The organism is Eubacterium sp. An11 (genome assembly GCF_002161065.1).
Taxonomy (GTDB): domain Bacteria; phylum Bacillota; class Clostridia; order Lachnospirales; family Lachnospiraceae; genus Anaerobutyricum; species Anaerobutyricum faecale.
The window spans coordinates 80,683-99,710 of the sequence record NZ_NFLV01000001.1 but is presented as its reverse complement, the minus strand read 5'-3'; the positions used below and the strand labels follow the sequence as shown (position 1 = coordinate 99,710).

Genomic DNA, 19,028 nt, shown 5'->3' with positions numbered 1-19,028 from the left:
TCACAACAAAACATCAACCGCCGTGACAGCGGCAAAACCAGGCATAAGTATAACATAAATCCCGCTTTTTGAATACCTTATCTTATCCGTCCGTTATCGACCACCGCCGCCACGTCATCTTCTTTTCCGGTCCGCGGATCATAGATCAGATAACTGAATACTTTCTTTCCCCGCTTTACTTTTTTATTATAGCGTATTCTTTTTCCGTCTCTCGTAACGCCTTTTCTTCCCCTCGAAAAAGAAACCCATTTTGCCACATAGACAATATTCCTTCTCCTTCTCTTCCGAAGCTTCCCCGCCTTCAGCCGTCTCCCCGGGATACAGATCACCCGGTAACTCTCCGGATACGTTTCTTCTATAAAATGTCTGATCGCTCTCCTGTCCTTGAAATGTTTTATCAGTCCTTCATTTTTAAAGCATCTCTCCTGCTTTACCTCTTTAAAATATCCTTCTGTCCCTCTGTCTGTCTTCCTGCCCTGTGTCTCTTCGCCAGCCGGAGCAGCTAAAGCCGTGGCATCCGCCAGAACGACTGCTGCCAAAAATAAAAACAGGCCGATCTTTTTTCTTATCATTTCCTCATACCTCCTTTACCCTATACCGGTTTTCATTTCTTCACACAAAAAAGGACTGCCTCCTTTAAAGGCAATCCTTTTTCTTTCGTGATTTCTATATCTTTTTCTTCAGCCACATACCTTGCATCCGCGGCTCTTTCCACTCTCCGAAGGTGTTCCGCTGTACACGATTCTCGATCTGGACAGTGTCGGACAGCTTCGGGAATAATGATATACGCTTCCGCCCGGCGTCCAGTAGACGGTTCCGGTCTTGCTGGTGTCCGAAGAGGAACCGGAGGAACTGCTTCCCGAGGAAGAACGGCTGGAAGATGCAGGAGCAGTCACCGTCACTTTGCATTTGTATTTTTTACCGCCAAATCTGGCGATGATGGTTGTCTTTCCGCTTTTTTTCGCCCGGACGACACCTTTTCGTCCGACCTTTGCCACGCTGCTGTTTTTGGATTTCCAGGTGACTTTCCCGGCTGCATTTTTAAGCACCAGTTTCTTTTTCTGTCCCACTTTCAGTTTCAGCACTTTTTTCGACAATTTTACTGGTTTTGCCGGCTGTGTCTGCGTCACTTCCGCTGCTTCCGCATTGGCGCCTGACCAGGAGCCCACCGGCAGCGCCAGCGTCAGAACCAGGGATGCGATCATCAACTTTTTCAAAATGTTTTTCATGACTTCCTCCTTTATCTTTTTGTAGATTTGTGTGATGCAATATATTTCGTCTTGATCCGACGATAAAAAATATTATAGCACAAACAAAATCATCATTCCAGCGTTAAAAAAGGCTTCCACGAAAAAAGGGGAACTGCTTCCCGTACAACGAAAAAAGAGAACCACAATCTTGTGATTCTCCATTCTCTTCGAGTGCAGACGACGGGACTTGAACCCGTACCCAGTTAGCCCGGACTAGATCCTTAGTCTAGCGCGTATGCCAATTCCGCCACGTCTGCATGTATTCTTTTTTGTTGATGTTTTGCTCTCCCTCACCAACGAAATTGATTATAGCACGCATTTTGTAATAATGCAAGTACTTTTTTCAATTTTTTTCAAAAAAATATATTGTTTATTCTTCTGGTACAATTTCACCTTTTTACAGCCCCCGGATCAGGGCAAAAGACCGCCTTTTCTCTGCAATTTCTGCAGCCCAAAAGCGGTCTTTTCTCTGACAGCATAAAATCAGTCCTGCTGATTCAGTTCCTTGTCGGAAAAATCCCATTTTCCGGGATTCAGTGTCTCCCGGGAATCTGTCTGCCCGGAATCTGCCGTAGATTTTTCTGAAGCTTTTTCGTTCCGTTCCGTGTTCTTAGAAGAACCGGAAGCTGTCGTTCCGGCGGAACGGGTCGATTTTGTTTTCTCTGATTTGTCTTCCGTACTTTCTTTGTCTTCCGTGCCTTCTTTTTGGAAAAAATCAGCCCTGCTGCCGCTCTCCCCGGATTTTGTTCCGGTCTTACTGTCACTGCTCTTTTCCGGAACGCTGGTATAGTCATTAAAATACTGGGCGTCCGTCGTGATATACAGACCATCTGTCGTGATATATGCAGAATCACCCTTTTCCGTCTGGACCTTCGCTTTGATCTGTACTTTGTCGCCCACATAGACTGCTCCCACCACGTTATCGGCATCGAAGTCTGCCCATTTTCTCAAACGGACACCCGAAGAGCTGATATAGGTGATAGCCAGATATCCTTCCATCTCCGTATAATCCAGCAGAGGCTGCGCATGGGAAATGCCTGCGCTCAAATAGCTGCCGTCGTCCAGCTTATAGTAGGTTTCTCCCTTGTAGGTGCCTCGCTGCTTCGCATGTACAATCTGTCCGCTGACAAGCATCGTTGAGGCATCGGTTTTCTCACCGGGAATGGGATTGGCCCACAGCCCCAGAGGCGGAACCTCGCAGATCATCACATAACAGGGTTGAAAACTGTTGTCAATATCCAGATATTCCGGTGATTCCTCTTTTTCCTCTGTTGATTCGAGGCCGGATGCCACCTCCGGTCCGGTGTATGTCTGGTGCTTCAGAAATGCGCCAAACCCAAAAACAAATCCCACGGCCGCCGCCACAAGCAGCAGAGAAATCACCATGGAAAACAGGGGGCTCTGGAGCAGTCCTGATTTTTTCGTCCGTCTTACGCGTCTCATAGAATCCTCCTAACTTTACATCAGCATTATAACACAGGAAAAAATAAAAAGAAATGCCTGTCCACACCGGGAACAGACATTTCTTTTGAAGAACCAATCCTTGATCAAAACCACATTTTTCATACTTTACCGATCATACGGGCCAGGACCACGTGTTCCGAATCTTTCCAGTCCTGCTGGCCAGGATTACATTTCCCATATCCTACTGGTCATACTGGTTAAGACCATATCTCTCAATCAAAGAAGTCAGCTGAGAAACGTATGTACTGCTTGTGGCATATCCACCGTTTTTGATGATGGTCAGCTGCTTTTTGTAGCTGTTGGTGGATGTCAGGCCGGCATATCTGTAAGAAGAACCATCTCTTGCATTGAGCAGATAAGCGGAATGATCAGCCACCGACTGCTCCACGCAGGAATATTTCCGGAACGGAGCGCTGATGGTCACATGTTTGCCATCATATTCTTCGCCGGTATTGATGGTCACACTGCTGTATCCGTCCCACACAGAGCCGCTCCATGTGTTACCGGATAAAACTGTCTTCATGCCGAACAGATTGTTGCCTTTCTGCGCCAGTTCTGATTTGCCCCATCCGCTCTCCAGAATCGCCTGGGCAAGGGTCACAGAAGCTAAGATTCCGGTCTTTTTGTAATCAGCCTGGGCAATCGGTCCCATGGTCTGAATAAACTGGGAAGTATTCATGCCGGCAAATGCCGCTGCCGTCATGCCGCCTGTCTGAGGGGCTGCCGGCACTTCCACAGGAGCGCTGTTGGTCGTGGTCTCCGGCTCGGTGATGTAGACGGCTTTTTTCTTTTTCTTATATTCGTAAGTAAATCCGAATCCTTCTTCAAAAACCGCTCTGGCCGGAATCATAAGCGTCTTTTTGCCGTTAAATTTCACAAACAGCGGCGCAACGCTTATTTTCTTCTTTGTTCCATTCACTTTTATCTTTTTCTTGCCGACAAACAGTTTGACCTTTGTTCCGTTATAAGAAAGTACTAATTTTTTTGATGACTTATTATACTTGGCCGTCATCTTTGGTCCTCTCTTTACAAGACAGGCCTTGTACGGAATCATAATACTTCCATCAATGAGAACACCTGTCTTTTTCTTTGTACTAACCTGCTTGCTGTTATAATACACAGTATAGGAAGAGCCGCTGTATGAATAAGTTCTGCTTCCTTTCTGATATGTAACAGCCGCTGATGCACCGACCGAGCTGGTAATCATTACAAAAGCCAGCAAAAAGATTACCAATTTCTTAAGTTTCGTTACATGTTGCATAACAATCTCCTCCTTTTTGAAATATAAATTAAATGTTATTTAATGAATGGACTGGTTTTTTATAAAGAAAAAAGACCAGTAAACTTCCGTTTACTGGTCTCATCTTTCATTAGGCCACCTTGCTCTTTGCTAATTCTGCGAGGGCTGCAAATCCTGCCGGATCGCTGATCGCCATCTCAGAAAGCATTTTTCTGTTTACTTCCACACCGGCCAGTTTCAGACCGTGCATCAGTTTGCTGTAAGAGATACCGTTCATTCTGGCTGCCGCATTGATACGTGCGATCCAGAGCTGTCTGAACTGTCTCTTTCTCTGTTTTCTTCCTGCATAAGCGCTTGTGAGAGCTCTCATTACAGACTGTTTTGCTACTCTATACTGTTTGGATCTTGCTCCTCTGTAACCTTTCGCAAGCTTTAATGTTCTGTTATGTCTTTTCTTTGCGCCGATTGCGCCTTTTACTCTTGCCATAATTTACGTCCTCCTATATGCGATTAAAGATATGGTAAAATCTTCTTCATGTTCTTTGCGTTTGTCGGGTCTGTAACTGTAGACTTTCTCAGGTTTCTCTTTCTCTTCTGAGATTTCTTTGTTAAGATATGGCTCTTATAAGCTTTCATTCTTTTTAACTGTCCAGTACCTGTTTTTTTGAAGCGCTTTGCAGCAGCTCTGCTTGTTTTCATTTTTGGCATAATTAAGTCCTCCTAAATTGTTCTATATAGAATTAACGTTTTTCAGTTAAAAACATTGTCATGCTTCTTCCCTCAAACTTCGGCTGTTTGTCGACGACTGCGCAGTCAGAAAGCTGTGCAGCAAATTCGTCAAGAATCACCTTGCTGGAATTCACATGAGCCAGTTCTCTGCCCCGGAAACGAAGGGTCACTTTCACTTTATCTCCCTTGGAAAGGAACTTTCTTGCCTGATTGACCTTTGTATTCAGGTCATTGGTGTCAATATTCGGAGAGAGTCTCACTTCCTTGACATCAATGGTCTTCTGTTTCTTTCTTGCTTCCTTCTCCTTGCGCGCAAGCTCATACCTGTATTTTCCATAATCAATAATCTTACATACCGGCGGCTTTGCATTCGGTGCGATCTTCACCAGATCAAGTTCTGCCTCTCTGGCAATCTTCATGGCTTCTTTCGCGGACATGATTCCAAGCTGTTCTCCGCTCTCGCTGATCAATCTGACTTCTCTGTCACGCACCTGCTCATTAATCATCAAATCGTTAATTGTCGTACACCTCCATAAACCCTCATAGGACATTTTTTATATGATATGGAAAATCCTGCTTTGCAGGATTCTCCGCCTGCGGCGGGCCGCTGCAGCGACATCTTTTAATCCGCCGCATTGCGATCCTCGCGGAGCCTTTTTATTTCATAGGAAACTGCGTTTCTATGAAACAAAAAAAGTGGATAGCTGCAAGACTATCCACTGTATATCATAATCAACCAATCCCGCTCTGCTTCCACAGATACGGAAATCAATCACTTTCCAACGATATAAACCCGAGTCACCATTGTGCTGAGGTGAGAGTGGATACTCTGCTTTATTCTCTCTGTTGCCTTAACAAACAACCTTAGATACTATACCATTGGAAATGAGTTCTGTCAAGCCTTATTTTTCATTTCATTCCGGGTCTTTTTATATCATCCCGGATCATATTCTGTTCACTTACCAACAGCCGGCCAGCATCTCCGGAAACTGTCCGCGGACTCTCCCGCCGTTCCTTACAGATGAAGCGTCAGCTCTTTATTCTCCCTCTCATACTGGCGATATGTAATCCCGACCATGTCGAGCATGCGCTTGGCTGCGATGGTGGAATCTGTATCCGCGTATTTATCGGAATAATAAATGACCTCCGCAATGCCGGACTGGATGATCGCCTTGGTACATTCGTTGCACGGGAACAGCGTCGTATAGATCCTCGCGCCTTTTAATGAGCCTCCGCCATAATTCAAAATGGCGTTCAGCTCCGCGTGGCATACATACAGATATTTGGTATCCAGAGGTGTCCCTCTCCGCTCCCACGGCATGCGGTCATCATCGCAGCCCGTCGGCATACCATTATATCCCATGGACAGAATCTTATTATGAGGACTTACGATGCAGGCCCCCACCTGTGTGTTGTTATCCTTGCTTCTCTCCGCTGAAAGCATGGCAACTCCCATGAAATAAGCGTCCCAGGAAACATAATCCTGTCTCTTCATACGAATACCTCCGTCTTCTCCCGTTGCTGCGGAAACTGTCTTCCCGGCCGGGTCCTTTCTCTCACCGCCCACCGGTTTTTACAGCCCCATTTGATAAGTATCATAACATAAAATGTGCAAAAAGAAAAGGACTTTGCGGCGGCAATGCCACAAAGTCCCGGGTCATCATCAGTCAGCCAGTGAAAACTTATCATGGACAGCGTTGATCGCTCTCTCCACGTATTTCTGGTCGATCAGAACTGTAACGCGGATCTCAGAAGTGCTGATCATCTTAATATTCACTCCACAGTCATAGAGAGCCTCAAACATAGATGCCGCAACACCCGGGTTGCTCATCATGCCGGCACCGACGATGGATAATTTTGCCACATCTTTTTCTTCATCAATCTTTTTGTAATCACTCTTCGGAAAGCTCTTCTGGATGATGGACACTGCCTCATCTGCCACATCTTCTGCCACGGTGAAGGAAATATCCTTGGTACCGTCACGGCCGATGGACTGTAAAATCACATCCACATTGATATTGTATTTGGCCAGCGCATTAAATAAATGGAAGGCCACTCCCGGTTCGTCCTTTAATCCAACTACTGCGATTCTTGTGGCATTCTTATCCACTGCCACTCCACTGACAAGCATCTTTTCCATGTTTACTTCCTCCCTGACAATTGTTCCTTCGTTTGTATTTAAGCTTGAACGTACCACTAACTGTACACCATATTTTTTGGCCATTTCCACAGAACGGTTGTGAAGCACGCCGGCACCCAGGGTGGACAGCTCCAGCATCTCGTCGTAGGTGATCTCGTCTAATTTGCGGGCATTCTTTACAAGGCGCGGGTCCGCGGTATACACACCGTCCACATCGGTGTAGATCTCACAGGCATCTGCATGAAGCGCAGCCGCCAGAGCCACAGCCGTCGTGTCGGAACCTCCCCGGCCCAGTGTTGTAAGATTATCATATTTATCCACGCCCTGGAAACCGGTGACCAGAACGATCTTTCTCTGTTCCAGCTCATTGCGGATCCGGTCGGTATCAATTCTTTTCAGTCTGGCATTTCCATAGCGGTGTGTGGTGTGCATTGCCACCTGAAATGCATTTAAGGAAACGGCCGGAACTCCGAGGAATCCCATGGCCAGCGCCATCATGGATACGGAAATCTGCTCTCCGGTGGTCATCAGCATATCCATCTCTCTCTTAGATGGTTTTGGGTTGATATCTCTTGCCATCTCGATGAGATCATCGGTGGATTTGCCCATGGCAGATAAAACTACTACGATGTCGTTTCCTTTCTGATAATCTTCAATACATCTTCTTGCAACATTGAATATTCTTTCTTTGTTGCCAACAGAAGTACCTCCAAATTTTTTAACGATTAACATACTGTCCTCCTGATTTCTTAAGGTATTTTTTAATCTAAAAAGTATTCCATCAGCGCCGCTCCTGAAGGCATATCGATACCGGAAGCCGCTGCCTCCCTCTCATTATAATGCCACATTCGGCTGCCGTGGTTGGTGCTGTCAAAAAGCATATACGGAACCGGATCGCTGGTATGAGTCCTCAGAGCGATCGGTGTCGGGTGATCCGGAAGGACCAGCATGCGGTACTCTTCACCGGAAGCATCCATCCCTTCTTTTACCACCCGGATCACTCTCTGATCCAGATACTCGATGGACTTGATCTTACGCTCCACGCTTCCCTGATGTCCCATCTCATCCGGCGCCTCCACATGAATGTAGGCAAAATCATAGCCATCTTTCGTGAGGGCATCCACCGCTGCCTGGGCCTTTCCTTCATAGTTGGTCTCCAGTGTGCCGTCGGCACCCTCCACGATGATATTTTTAAGACCGGCGCCCACGCCGATTCCCTTCAGCAGATCCACCGCGGAAATCATGACGCCGCGTTTTCCTGTTTTCTCTGTAAAGTTATCCAGCGCCGGCTTGGTGCCTGCACCCCAGAACCAGATGGAATTAGCCTTGTGCAGTCCGGCTTTCTCTCTGGCAACATTGATCGGATGATTGTTCAGGATCTCATAACTTTTTTCCATCATATCCGCCAGAAGCTTTTCCTTCGGAAGGTAAGTTCCGATGGTTTTGGTCAGGATATCATGCGGCGGTGTCAGTTCCACCACACTTCCCTTATCCCAGATTAAGAGATGACGGTAACTGGTTCCTGTATAAAAATGGAACATCTCGTTTCCAAAGGCTTCCTGTACTGCCTGAATCAGCACATCGGCATCCTCTGTGGAAATCTCTCCCGCACTGTGGTCGATCATCTTCTTATCTTTATAATCCGGTTCCTCATCGGAGACCGTCACGATATTGCACCGGATGGCAATATCGGTATCTTTCATCGGCACGCCGATGCTCAGAGCCTCCAGAGGGGAACGTCCCGTGTAATATTTCTTCGGATCATAGCCAAGCACAGAAAGATTGGCCGTGTCACTGCCCGGCTTCATTCCCGCCGGGATGGTGTGCACCTGTCCGATCTCTGACTTCTGGGCCAGCTCATCCATCACAGGCGTATGGGCGTATTCCAGAGGCGTTTTCTCATTCAGTTCATCTATGGGATAATCTGCCATGCCGTCACCCAGCACTACAATATACTTCATACTAAAAATCTCCTTTCACAAAAGCTACGCATCGATACGGATCATGTTCAAAATATTATCAAACTGATCGGCAGCTTTATGATAATCACTTTCTTTCATGACACCGGTCACAAAAGCGGTCTCCTTAATACCGTCCACTTTCACCGGTTCCACGGCGCCAAAGGCTTTTTCCACCGCATCCAGGGAAACCTCTTTCGGCATGCGGACAAAGTACCTCCTCTCAAAACTTCCAAAATCGCTGAGCGCAAGTTTCTCCTGATCCCAGATCATCTTGATGTGGGTTCCCATATGTTTCACACAGTCCACCACATCGGCCGCCACAGCGCTGGCTGTCGGCAGCTTGCCGGCTCCGCTTCCGTAAAACATGGTGTCGCCCACCATATTTCCGTGGACAAAAATAGCGTTAAATACGTCCTTCACGCCGGCCAGCGGATGATAGTGATCGATGAGCATCGGGCATACCATGGCATACAGTCTGCCGTTGTCGTCGCTCCAGCTCTTTCCGAGAAGTTTGATGCATTTCTTCATCTGACGGGCATACTGGAAATCTTCCGCTGTGATATTCGTGATTCCCTCCGTATGTACGTCCTCAAAATCTACCTGACGGCCGTAAGCCAGGGAGGTGAGAATCGCAATCTTTCTGCAGGCGTCGTAACCTTCAATATCCGCTTCCGGATGCAGTTCCGCATATCCCTTTTCCTGCGCCTCTTTCAGCACCTCGTCAAAGGCCATGCCTTCCTCTTCCATCTTCGTCAGCATGTAATTCGTTGTTCCGTTTAAGATACCGCTGATCTCCTCAATGACATCGGCTGTCAGACACTGGGTCAGCGGGCGGATGATCGGAATACCGCCTCCCACGCTGGCCTCAAAGAGAAAGTTTACTTTTTTCTCCCCGGCGATGGCAATGAGCTCCGCTCCGTATTTTGCCACCAGCTCTTTGTTGGAAGTAGCCACGCTTCTTCCCTGAAGGAGAGCTGTCTTCACAAAAGTATAGGCCGGTTCCAGACCGCCCATACATTCCACAACAACCTGAATATCCTCATCTTCTTCGATAATTTTATAATCATGAACCACCTTATCCTGGTTCGGATCTCCCGGGAAATCCCGCAGGTCAAGAATTCTCTTTACCACGATCCTGTCCCCTGCTTTTTTTTCAATGCTGTCCGCATTGGTGTCTAACACTTCTACCACGCCGGCGCCTATGGTGCCGTATCCTAACACTGCAACGTTTATCATCACTGTCCTCCTCATTCTTCTGTCCGGCATACCGCCATCTCCGTTCATGGAATGCTGCCGCATGCCGCAGTTCTCTTTTATTTATTCTGCAGATACAATCTTCAGATTATGAATGCCGCTGGCTTCTTCAATCTTTTCAAACAATTCCGTCACATCAGCGGTAGTCGGCAAAACCAGCACGCTCAGCGTAATGAGAGCGATGTGATTCACCGGAATACTCTGATGAATGGACAAAATATTTGCATTGCACTCCGCAACAACCTTCAGTACGTTGGATAAAAGACCTGGCCGGTCTTCCATCTCCATGACGAAGGTGATTGTCTTTCCCTGAATCTTTTCATGGATCGGGAAAATATCATCTTTATATTTATAATAAGAGCTGCGGCTGATGCCAACGGCATCAATCGCCTCCCGTATTGTCTTCACTCTGCCCGCCCCCAGCAGGCTGTTCACTTCCGCCACCTTAAGGAGGACTTCCGGAAGCGCCTTCTTCTTTACCATATAAAATTTACATGCATTATCCATAGCAACCCCTGAGTCTCCCATATGATAGTATTCTCACTAACATCAGTTCCAAATAGTACGTCACACAAGTACACTTGTATGTCCAGGGAAGATACTATCACATTCTTTTCCAATGTGCAACACTCATTTTATCATTTTCATAAAAAAGTGCGTGGTTTTCTATGAAACAAAAGACGGAGCCGCTGTAAAAGCCTTTCTCCGCCGGACACAGCCTCCGTCTTCTCAGACGGACCGCCGTATCCGCACGGAGTTATTTTACAACAGCTCCATGAAAAAATTCAATATAAATTCAACAGTTCTCAACAATATTGAAAACTCTGTCCATGATTAATCAGCGACAATCACATTCTCCGGCTCAAAGACTTTGTTATCCCTGACTGTCAGCGCCGACGCCTTCCCCGTCAGCAACCTCCCCAAAGACCAGCGAAACCAAGTGACAGAACTCCTGATACTCTTCCAGTCCGGACAAATCCGACAGTGCCTCACATAACCCCTGATAGTACCATCCCTGCCTGCGTTTATCCTTCATGTTGAAACGCTGCCACAGCTCATCTCCCAGCTTGACATAATCCGCATAAAAGCAGCGTATATTGGACAGCTTATCGCCCAGCGCCACAACCTTGGCTTCCCACATGGATTCCTGACTGAGCGACCGGACTGTGGAAGCTTTTCTTTCTTCCCAGCTCTTTCCCTTATCCTCGCTCTCCAGGCCGACAATCCGGGCCACCCTGTCTCCGAACTCTCTCCGGATATCCTCCAGAGTTACCGTATCGCAGTCTTCCACTGTGTCGTGGAGCACCGCCGCGGCAATCACTTCCTCGTCGTCCGTTATTCTGGATACGATCATCCCCACTTCCAGCGGATGAAAGATGTAAGGTATTTCCGTCCCTTTCCGCGGCTGCCCCTCATGGGCCTTCACCGCAAATGCAATCGCCTTATTAATCATATTTATTTTTCATTCTCCTTTTCCGCTTCTGCTTCTTTTAATACCTTTTCCTGTGCATCAGCAGGCATCTGTTCATAGCGGCTGAATGTATAGGAGAATTCTCCGCTTCCGCCCGTCATGGAACGCAGGTCTGTGGAATATCCCACCAGACTGGCCAGCGGAATATCTGCTTCCAGTTCCTGTCTTCCGCCCGGCAGCGGATTCATGCCGAGGATACGTCCGCGGCGCTTGTTCAGGTCACCCATGACGTCACCGGTATTGGAATCCAGAACGTCCACTTTCAGATTAACGATCGGCTCCAGAAGTACCGGTTTGGCATCCATGATACCGTTCTTGAAAGCGGTGATAGCAGCCATCTTGAACGCCATCTCCGAGGAATCCACCGGATGGTAGGAACCATCGATCAAAGTAGCCTTGATACCAACAACCGGATATCCGGCCAGAGGTCCCTTCTGGCAGCTCTCTGCCACACCTTTCTCAACAGCCGGGAAGTAGTTCTTCGGCACGGCGCCTCCGAAAATCTTCTCGTCAAATACATATGGGGTCTCCAGATCGCCTGACGGTTCAAACTTCATGAGTACATCGCCATACTGACCGTGTCCGCCGGACTGTTTCTTATATTTGCCCCGGACCTCCACACTGCCACGGATGGTCTCCTTGAAAGCTACTTTTGGTTTCACCAGGTCGATCTCAACTTTATATCTGTCAGCCAGCTTGCTTCTTACGATCTCCAGATGCTGGTCGCCCAGTCCGTAGAGAAGCATCTGACGGTTTGCCTTGTCATTGACTTCTTTCAGAGTCAGGTCTTCATCCATCAGCTTCTTAAGAGCTGCGGAAACCTTGTCCTCATCACCTTTTGTTCTGGTGACATAGCGCATGAATGTGTATGGTTCCGGCATCTCTGCCTTCTCGAAGATGATCGGGTTCGCCTTCGGTGACAGGGTATCGCCGGTCTTTGTGACTGATAACTTGGCGATGGCTCCGATATCGCCGGCGTAAAGAGCGTTCACTTCAAACTGCTCTTTTCCTCTCAGCACATAAAGCTTGCCGATACGTTCTTCTGTATCTTTGTTGCCGTTATAGATGGCGGTATCCGGTTTTAAAATACCATCCGTCACCTTAACCAGGGAGAAACGTCCCACGAACGGGTCTGCAATGGTCTTAAACACATAAGCGCTGACTGGCTGGGAAGCGTCATAGGAAGCGGTGACAGGCTCTCCTGTCTTCACCTTGGTTCCTGTAAACTGATCTGTCACCATACCAGGAGCGGAGAAATATTTCACCATATCATTGAGAAGAATGTTAGCGCCGTAGTCGGTGTTGATGGCGCCGCAGATCACCGGCATCAGATCTCTTCTTGCCACAGAACCGATGATGGCATTCTTGATCTCCTCTTCTGTGAAAGGCTCTTCCGCGAAGAACTTCTCCATAAGATCCTCACTGGTCTCAGCCACACCTTCCATCAGCTGCATCCGGTAATCATCCAGCTCGTCATTGACGCCTTCTTCCACAACAACTTCATCGTAACTTCCGTTCGGCTGCAGACGGCACTCCAGCATCTTCACTGCATTGATGAATCCCTTGAAAACGCCGTCCTCTTTCATCGGCATATGGAAAGGTACGATCTTGTTGCCATAGCTCTCTCTCAGTTCGTCCACGATGGCGGAAGCATCCACATGCTCGTCCTCCACGCAGGTAATATATACGATAACCGGAATGCCCTTCTTGGCACAGAAGTCAAAACTTCTTCTGGTTCCTACTTCCACTCCGGACTTACCATTGATAACGATAACTGCCGCGTCTGCCACGCTCAACGCTTCATAGACCTCACCGGAAAAGTCGAACAGACCCGGTGTGTCCAGAAGATTCACCTTAACATTATCCACTTCCAGAGGAATCACTGATGACTGGATGGAAAACTTTCTCTTGATCTCTTCTTTATCATAATCACTTACCGTTCCACCTTCAGCTACCGTTCTCACCCGCTTGATAATACCGGTTGTAAACGCCATGGACTCGATCAGGGATGTCTTTCCACAGCCGCCATGTCCCAGTAAAACGACGTTTCTAATGTTCTCGGTTGCATATACGTTCATAATCAGTTCCTCCCGTGTTGTAATTTCTGTGGTGTTTGATATAAAAAATGCAAAAAAATTGTCGAATCAACGAATTTTTCGCATATTCTCAAACAACTCTATGTCTATTTTACTAAAAAATCACCAATATTACAAGAGAAATCTGATAAATTTGTAGAAACAGTTCAGCCATGCGCCAGGAAGAATAAAAGAGGCGCTGAACATTTATGTTCATAAGCTTTTTTATTCTGACTGGCATATGGCGCTCTGCCATCATCGAGGAAACCAGCGCCATACGCTGAACAGGCGGCAAGCCGCGGCGGGTTTCCGAGATGCCATGGCTGAACTGTTTCTCTCACAGCCATGCGCCAGGAAGAATAAAAAAGGCGTTGAACATTTATGTTCATAAGCTTTTTTATTCTGACTGGCATATGGCGCTCTGCCATCATCGAGGAAACCAGCGTCATACGCTGAACAGGCGGCAAGCCGCGGCGGGTTTCCGAGATGCCATGGCTGAACTGTTTCTCTCACAGCCATGCGCCAGGAAGAATAAAAAGGGCGTTGAACATTTATGTTCATAAGCTTTTTATTCTGACTGGCATATGGCGCTCTGCCATCATCGAGGAAACCAGCGTCATACGCTGAACAGGCGGCAAACTGCGGCGGGTTTCCGGGATGCCATGGCTGAACCGTTTCATCTATTTTGCCCAAAGCGTGTCACTTTAACACTGAAAAGCGTTGACACATCACATTTTTCCGTGTATTATTTGACACAGGCTTATTTCCTATATAATATAGAGAATGATTGTGATCATTCAACCGCGCGCCCGTCAGGGCAGAATCCGTGTTGAGAATTTACGTTCACAGACATTTCGCAAAACAACGAACATTTGGAGGTTTATTATAATGAACGCAGAACATTTTACCATCGGTTTCATCGGACTGGGCCTCATCGGCGGTTCCATCGCAAAGACCATCCGCCGGGTTCACCCGGAAACCGTGATTTATGGTTTCGATACAGACCAGTCGGCCGGCGAGCTTGCCTGCCGGGAAGGCGTGCTCAATCAGTTTTTTGACGCGGTGGATTCCCGTTTTTCCACCTGTGATATCCTGTTTCTCTGCGCGCCGGTGTCCGTGAACATCGGGTATCTGAAAGAGCTGAAAAACATCGTAGCTCCCCAGTGTCTCATCACCGATGTGGGCAGCGTAAAGACTCCGATCCAAGAAGCGGTAGATGCGCTCGGACTGTCCCCTCAGTTTATCGGCGGCCATCCCATGGTCGGCTCGGAAAAAACCGGTTATGAGAATTCCAACGACCATCTTCTGGAGAACGCTTACTATTTCCTGACACCCAGCGACCATACCATGTTTTATCTGACCGCCACATTCTCCTCCTTTATTCAGGGACTGGGAGCACTGGCTGTCACCTTAAAACCGGAGCAGCACGATTATATTACCGCCTCCATCAGCCACATTCCTCACATTGTGGCGGCGGAGCTGGTACATCTGGTACGCCGTGCCGACACAGACAACGGTATGCTGCGTCAGCTGGCCGCCGGCGGCTTTAAAGATATCACCCGCATCGCCTCCTCCTCTCCGGTCATGTGGGAACAGATCTGCCTCAACAATTCCGGCAACATCCGCTCCCTCCTCTCCGATATGGTCAGAGACCTCAATCAGGTCATCGACAAACTGGACGAGGGCAACGGCAGCTTCGTCAATGAATATTTCCGGAGTGCCGGCGAATACCGGAATTCCGTGCCGGATCACTCCATCGGATTATTTGAGAAGATCCACAAACTGTATGTATATATTCCGGACGAACCGGGAACCCTGGCCTCCGTCGCTTCTCAGCTGGCCTTCAACAATATCAACATTAAAAATATCGGCATCGTCCACAACCGGGAATTCGAGGAAGGCGTGCTGGAAATCGTTTTATATGACGATGAATCCTGTACGAAAGCAGCACAGGTGCTGGAAGAACGAAATTACATCGTAAACATTCGCTAAATACACAGAAAAGGAATCTATGATCATGAAAACTTTGACAAGAAAATCCGGCCTGCGGGGAACGATCACCGTGCCGGGCGATAAATCCATCAGCCACCGGGCGGTCATGTTCGGCGCGCTGGCAGAAGGGACCACCACCATTCACGGCTTTTTAAAAGGCGCCGACTGTCTGTCCACCATCGGCTGTTTCCGCGCCATGGGAATTGATATAGAAGAAAAAGATAACATGATTTATGTTCACGGCAAGGGCCTCCACGGCCTTTCCGCCCCGAAAAACGTTCTGGATGTGGGAAACAGCGGCACCACCACCCGGCTGATTTCCGGTATTCTGGCAGGGCAGCCGTTTACCTCAGAATTAAGCGGGGACGCGTCGTTAAATTCCCGTCCCATGAAACGGATCATCACCCCCCTTACCATGATGCACGCCGATATCACCAGCAAAAACGGGGACGGATGCGCACCGCTCATCATCCACGGGAAACCTCTCACTGCCATTCATTATGATTCTCCGGTGGCCTCCGCCCAGGTAAAATCCTGCGTACTTCTGGCAGGACTGTACGCTGACGGGGAGACCAGCGTCACAGAGCCGGCTCTGTCCAGAGATCACACAGAACGGATGCTCCGCTCTTTTGGCGCCGATATCCGCACGGAAGGAACGACTTGTACCATCCGCCCTCCGGAAACACTGCACAGCCAGCACATTGAAGTGCCCGGGGACATTTCCTCCGCCGCCTTTTTCATCGTGGCGGCGCTGATCACTCCGGATTCCGAGATACTGATCCAGAATGTGGGTATCAATCCAACCCGGGCAGGCATTCTCGAAGTATGCCGGGCCATGAACGCAGATCTCACTCTGGAAAATGTACGGGAAGCCGGGGGAGAACCGGTGGCAGACATCCGGGTAAAGACCTCCCGTCTCCGGGGAACCGTCATTGAAGGAGACATCATCCCGGCCCTCATCGATGAACTTCCGGTCATCGCCCTCATGGCATGTTTCGCCGAGGGGGAAACTATCATCCGCGACGCCCATGAGCTGCGGGTAAAAGAAAGCGACCGTATCGCCATCGTCAGCGAAAACCTGACTGCCATGGGCGCCGACGTGATTCCGACGGACGACGGCTTCCTCATCAACAGCCGCCAGAATGCTTCCGCCGATACAGACAGCGCCGGCTCCAGAGCTTCTTTTTCCGGTGCTGCCCTTCACGGCGCGTCCATCGCCTGTGCCATGGATCACCGGATTGCCATGACATTTTCCATCGCAGGTATCAACGCCGACGGCGAGACCGTCATCACCGACAGCGACTGCGTGGACGTCTCCTACCCGGACTTTTTCCGGCAGCTCCACTCTCTTTGTCCGGAAAAATAACATAATATAAAGAAAAATGCCGTACATCCGTCACATTTTCTCCACGAAAATACGCACCGGATGCCGGCTTTTTCTTTTATCTTTTTACATATTTGTCAGGAAATGTGCCGGCCTTCCTCATGGAATGAGCAGTCCGCCCACCAGCATAAAATACTCCGGCAGTTTTCCTTCTTCTATCCACTGCAGCTCCTGATGAAGATATTTTGTCACTGTAAGCCCCACATTGCCTCCCAGTGCCTCCACAGAATGCCGCATCTTTTCCGGGAACCGGCAGGGAAGGCCTTCTTTCCGGGCACAGTTTCCCTTGCCGCACTGTTGGCAGGAGCCGCCGCTTACAGATACACTGCCCGGATACTTCTTCTCCATGGCAAAAAGCTCCTGATTCAGTTCCTCTTTCTTTGGGTGGAGAATGGTTTCAAAAATCTCTGCCCGCTCCTCTTTCGTGTAGGTTCCCGCGAGAAGTTCTTCCGGCAGGTAAATCTTCATGCCCACAATATGGAAACTGCGGTATTTCTTCCAGTAGTCTTCGGGATCAAAATCAAAAGGCGGACAGGACCAGACTGTTCCATAATTCGCACATTGTTTACAGTATTCCAGAAATTCCGGAACATTGACACATTTATCCATATATTCTTTCACGGAAACTGTATTCTCAAAACGCTCTGTCCTGACAGCATCTGCTGACAAAGACAGATGCGGATTCCTTTCACACCCTGTCTGCACCGCGTCTTTTCTTATGCTGTTACCACTCATATTTGTCACCTCTATGCTGCTCTGCGCTGATATTATCCCAGACTGCCGCCGGCATCTCCAGCGTCCGCCCTGTATCTGCGGCGGCCCCCTCTGCCGGTTCGTTTATATTTTACTGCTTCTTTTAGTGATGGAACAGGCGGATTCCTGTGAACGCCATAACCATACCGTATTTGTTACAGGTGTCAATGACATTGTCATCACGAATGGAACCGCCCGGCTGTGCCACGTATTTGACACCGCTCTTGTGCGCTCTCTCGATATTGTCACCAAACGGGAAGAATGCGTCTGATCCTAAGGCTACGTCGGTAAGCTTATCCAGCCACTCTCTCTTGGCCTCTCTGGTGAACACTTCCGGTTTTACCTTGAAGATCTTCTCCCACTCTCCGTCAGCCAGCACGTCCATGTACTCGTCACCCATATAGACATCAATGGCATTATCTCTGTCTGCCCGGCGGATCTCATCCTTAAACTGCAGACCCATGACCTGCGGAGACTGACGCAGCCACCAGTTATCTGCCTTCTGTCCGGCCAGACGGGTACAGTGGATTCTGGACTGCTGTCCGGCACCGATACCGATGGCCTGTCCGTCTTTGACATAGCAGACGGAATTAGACTGGGTGTATTTTAAGGTGATCATAGAAATCGCCAGGTCGATTCTTGCCTGTTCCGGCAGATCTTTGTTCTCTGTCACGATGTTGGAGAAGAAATCCTTATCGATATTCAGCTCATTCCTTCCCTGCTCAAAGGTAATACCGAATACCTGTTTGTGCTCAATCTCTGCCGGCACATAATCCGGATCGATCTGAATGACATTGTAATTGCCTTTCTTTTTGGACTTGAGAATCTCAAGAGCTTCCGGCTCATAGCCCGGTGCGATGATACCGTCGGATACCTCTCTCTTGATCATGTTGGCTGTCGGCACATCACAGACATCAGACAGTGCGATGAAATCGCCGTAAGAAGACATCCGGTCAGCGCCTCTGGCTCTCGCGTAGGCACAGGCCAGCGGAGAGAGTTCACCCAGATCATCCACCCAGTAAATCTTTGCCAGAGTGTCGGAAAGAGGCAGACCCACGGCCGCTCCCGCCGGGGATACATGCTTAAAGGAAGTAGCCGCCGGAAGACCTGTGGCCTTTTTTAATTCTTTTACCAGCTGCCAGCCGTTAAAGGCATCCAGAAAATTAATATATCCCGGTTTACCATTTAACACTGTGATTGGCAGCTCTCCCTCTTCCATGTAGATGCGGGATGGCTTCTGATTCGGATTACAGCCATATTTCAGTTCCAGTTCTTTCATATCTTATCGATCCTTTCTGTTGTGAATACACATGTT

At 48.5% G+C, this 19,028-nt stretch carries 19 protein-coding genes and 1 tRNA gene; 2 read left to right on the top strand and 18 right to left on the bottom strand.

The genetic code is table 11. The features are described from left to right. Positions 1-77 precede the first annotated feature (77 nt). From B5E53_RS00380 to B5E53_RS19005, 16 genes are all read right to left on the bottom strand, one after another. Positions 78-572: a hypothetical protein gene (locus B5E53_RS00380; protein ID WP_087311654.1), complete on the bottom strand. Its 495-nt coding sequence runs from the start codon at positions 570-572 to the stop codon at positions 78-80. Between the two features lie 108 nt (positions 573-680). Further along, a complete protein-coding gene (locus tag B5E53_RS00375; RefSeq protein ID WP_087311652.1) occupies positions 681-1,229 on the bottom strand; it encodes an Ig-like domain-containing protein in 549 nt (182 codons plus the stop codon). Positions 1,230-1,422: 193 nt separating this feature from the next. Then, positions 1,423-1,507, bottom strand: a tRNA-Leu gene (locus tag B5E53_RS00370). Between the two features lie 226 nt (positions 1,508-1,733). Further along, complete coding sequence (locus B5E53_RS00365) at positions 1,734-2,693, bottom strand: hypothetical protein (RefSeq protein WP_087311650.1); 960 nt, start codon at positions 2,691-2,693, stop codon at positions 1,734-1,736. A 202-nt stretch (positions 2,694-2,895) separates the two neighbouring features. Next, entirely contained in the window at positions 2,896-3,975 is a 1,080-nt protein-coding gene (locus tag B5E53_RS19610; protein WP_087311648.1) for a glucosaminidase domain-containing protein, read from the bottom strand. A gap of 109 nt (positions 3,976-4,084) precedes the next feature. Next, on the bottom strand, positions 4,085-4,441 hold the full coding sequence (rplT, locus tag B5E53_RS00355) for a 50S ribosomal protein L20 (protein ID WP_087311646.1): 357 nt from the start codon (positions 4,439-4,441) through the stop codon (positions 4,085-4,087). A gap of 23 nt (positions 4,442-4,464) precedes the next feature. Next, positions 4,465-4,662, bottom strand: coding sequence for a 50S ribosomal protein L35 (gene rpmI, locus B5E53_RS00350; RefSeq protein WP_087282652.1), 198 nt, complete (start codon positions 4,660-4,662; stop codon positions 4,465-4,467). A 32-nt stretch (positions 4,663-4,694) separates the two neighbouring features. Continuing rightward, positions 4,695-5,189, bottom strand: coding sequence for a translation initiation factor IF-3 (gene infC, locus B5E53_RS00345; protein WP_087282651.1), 495 nt, complete (start codon positions 5,187-5,189; stop codon positions 4,695-4,697). 509 nt (positions 5,190-5,698) lie between these two features. Further along, positions 5,699-6,178 carry a dCMP deaminase family protein gene (locus tag B5E53_RS00340; protein ID WP_087311644.1) on the bottom strand — a complete coding sequence of 160 codons (480 nt, stop codon included), beginning with the start codon at positions 6,176-6,178 and terminating at the stop codon, positions 5,699-5,701. Positions 6,179-6,346: 168 nt separating this feature from the next. Beyond that, positions 6,347-7,555, bottom strand: coding sequence for an aspartate kinase (locus tag B5E53_RS00330; RefSeq protein ID WP_087311640.1), 1,209 nt, complete (start codon positions 7,553-7,555; stop codon positions 6,347-6,349). 29 nt (positions 7,556-7,584) lie between these two features. Beyond that, positions 7,585-8,784, bottom strand: a complete 1,200-nt coding sequence (locus tag B5E53_RS00325; protein WP_087311638.1) for a cofactor-independent phosphoglycerate mutase — start codon at positions 8,782-8,784, stop codon at positions 7,585-7,587. A 24-nt stretch (positions 8,785-8,808) separates the two neighbouring features. Continuing rightward, positions 8,809-10,020: a homoserine dehydrogenase gene (locus B5E53_RS00320; RefSeq protein ID WP_087312189.1), complete on the bottom strand. Its 1,212-nt coding sequence runs from the start codon at positions 10,018-10,020 to the stop codon at positions 8,809-8,811. An 81-nt stretch (positions 10,021-10,101) separates the two neighbouring features. After that, complete coding sequence (locus B5E53_RS00315; RefSeq protein ID WP_087311636.1) at positions 10,102-10,545, bottom strand: ACT domain-containing protein; 444 nt, start codon at positions 10,543-10,545, stop codon at positions 10,102-10,104. A gap of 367 nt (positions 10,546-10,912) precedes the next feature. Further along, a complete protein-coding gene (locus B5E53_RS00305) occupies positions 10,913-11,491 on the bottom strand; it encodes an HD domain-containing protein (RefSeq protein WP_087311632.1) in 579 nt (192 codons plus the stop codon). A 2-nt stretch (positions 11,492-11,493) separates the two neighbouring features. Next, complete coding sequence (locus tag B5E53_RS00300) at positions 11,494-13,587, bottom strand: elongation factor G (protein ID WP_087311630.1); 2,094 nt, start codon at positions 13,585-13,587, stop codon at positions 11,494-11,496. Positions 13,588-13,751: 164 nt separating this feature from the next. Beyond that, complete coding sequence (locus B5E53_RS19005) at positions 13,752-13,973, bottom strand: hypothetical protein (protein WP_162611723.1); 222 nt, start codon at positions 13,971-13,973, stop codon at positions 13,752-13,754. A gap of 499 nt (positions 13,974-14,472) precedes the next feature. Between B5E53_RS19005 and B5E53_RS00290 the strand changes: the two genes are divergently transcribed. Together B5E53_RS00290 and aroA are read left to right on the top strand one after the other, a co-directional pair. Next, a complete protein-coding gene (locus tag B5E53_RS00290; protein WP_087311627.1) occupies positions 14,473-15,576 on the top strand; it encodes a prephenate dehydrogenase in 1,104 nt (367 codons plus the stop codon). A gap of 25 nt (positions 15,577-15,601) precedes the next feature. Next, the gene (aroA, locus tag B5E53_RS00285) at positions 15,602-16,942 is read left to right on the top strand and encodes a 3-phosphoshikimate 1-carboxyvinyltransferase (RefSeq protein ID WP_087312187.1); all 1,341 of its coding nucleotides are present in this window, start codon (positions 15,602-15,604) and stop codon (positions 16,940-16,942) included. A gap of 117 nt (positions 16,943-17,059) precedes the next feature. On the opposite strand, the gene B5E53_RS00280 is transcribed toward aroA, so the two are convergent. Continuing rightward, positions 17,060-17,695 (bottom strand): DUF2284 domain-containing protein, encoded by a 636-nt coding sequence (locus tag B5E53_RS00280; RefSeq protein WP_087311625.1) that lies wholly within the window; start codon positions 17,693-17,695, stop codon positions 17,060-17,062. Between the two features lie 121 nt (positions 17,696-17,816). Continuing rightward, on the bottom strand, positions 17,817-18,992 hold the full coding sequence (locus B5E53_RS00275; protein WP_087311623.1) for a phosphoribosylaminoimidazolecarboxamide formyltransferase: 1,176 nt from the start codon (positions 18,990-18,992) through the stop codon (positions 17,817-17,819). Between the last annotated feature and the right edge of the window lie 36 nt (positions 18,993-19,028).